2 protein-coding genes are annotated in these 1,238 nt (G+C 59.0%); both read left to right on the forward strand.

The window, feature by feature from the left end; genetic code table 11:
• Window positions 1-84: 84 nt before the first annotated feature.
• Window positions 85-360, forward strand: a complete 276-nt coding sequence (locus tag ACVWYY_RS14445) for a hypothetical protein (protein ID WP_414523078.1) — start codon at window positions 85-87, stop codon at window positions 358-360.
• Entirely contained in the window at window positions 357-1,142 is a 786-nt protein-coding gene (locus ACVWYY_RS14450; protein WP_457403319.1) for an adenosylcobinamide-GDP ribazoletransferase, read from the forward strand. Before ACVWYY_RS14445 ends, ACVWYY_RS14450 begins: the two co-directional genes overlap by 4 nt.
• Window positions 1,143-1,238 lie beyond the last annotated feature (96 nt).

The raw sequence follows: 1,238 nt of genomic DNA on the forward strand, positions 1-1,238 counted from the left end.
CTCCGTCCCGCTAACGCGAATGGAAACAAACAGAATGCTATCGCTGCATAGTTGAACAGTGATGTTCAGCAGTGTTCAGCGTAAATGTATCAGGATCTTCAGCATGAACTCGAACCAGACTCCGCGGATCCCAGTCTTTCTGAAAAAGCAGCCCTCTTTCTGGTGTTGGCCGCGGTGGGCGCCATCGGAGCTTTGGTGGCCAAGCTCACCATTGTCAAGCTCACCATTGTCAAGCTCACCATTGTGGTGGGGCGCACCGTTCGCAAGGATTCCTATTTTCTCTCCCAGAGGGCTGGATTGGCGGATCCCTTTACACAGACTCAAGGACTGAGCGATTGCGGCGCTTCTGGGCAGCCTTGACCTTCTACACGGCCCTGCCTCTGGGGTGGGTCGGAGACTTGCCGTTTGAGGGCATTGCCGCCTGGCTGCCAGGGGTAGGTGTGTTGCTGGGCGGGATCCTCTACCTGGCTGGGATCCTGCTGCAGATTTTCCCCAATCCGGTGCGGGCCGCTTTGCTCTTGGCCCTGTGGGTTCTCTTGACCGGTGGGCTGCACCTGGACGGGGTGGCCGATACTGCCGATGGCTTGGCGATCAATGTCCACAAGAATCCTTACAAAGGGGATCCGGAACGGTCAACTGAGGATGGGCAAAAATCTGACTTGCAGGGATCCCGTCGCCGTCTGCAGGTGATGAGCGATAGCCACACCGGGGCCTATGGGGTACTGGCCTTGGTGCTGCTGCTGCTGCTGAAATTTGCTGCCCTGAGCAGCGTTCGAGCTTGGCCCCTCTTGCTGCTGGTGCCCGCCTGGGGGCGTTGGGGCCAGTTGCTCGCCATTGCCCTGTACCCCTACCTGCGAGAGCAGGGATCCGCCCGCTTCCTCAAAGACTCCACTTCCCTGCCGGGATCCCTGTGGCCGGGCACTCTGCTTGTGCTGGCCATCACCGGGGGGTTGGGCTGGGCTGGGATCTTGGCTTGGCCCCCTTTGCTGCTCTGGACGCTGGGATCCGCCCTGGGGGCTTGGGCCGTGGGCTACTGGATCTACCGCCAGTTGGGAGGGCACACGGGGGACACCTACGGGGCTACGGTGGAATGGTCAGAAGCGATAGCATTGCTGTGGGGATCCCTTATTGGGCCATCATGAATCTGATACATTTACGCTGAACACTGCTGAACATCACTGTTCAACTATGCAGCGATAGCATTCTGTTTGTTTCCATTCGCGTTAGCGGGACGGAGT

It is taken from the genome of Thermostichus sp. MS-CIW-34 (genome assembly GCF_054060435.1).

Coding starts and splice junctions, on each gene's coding strand:
- ACVWYY_RS14445 (WP_414523078.1), top strand. CDS start 85: ATGTATCAGGATCTTCAGCATGAACTCGAACCAGACTCCGCGGATCCC.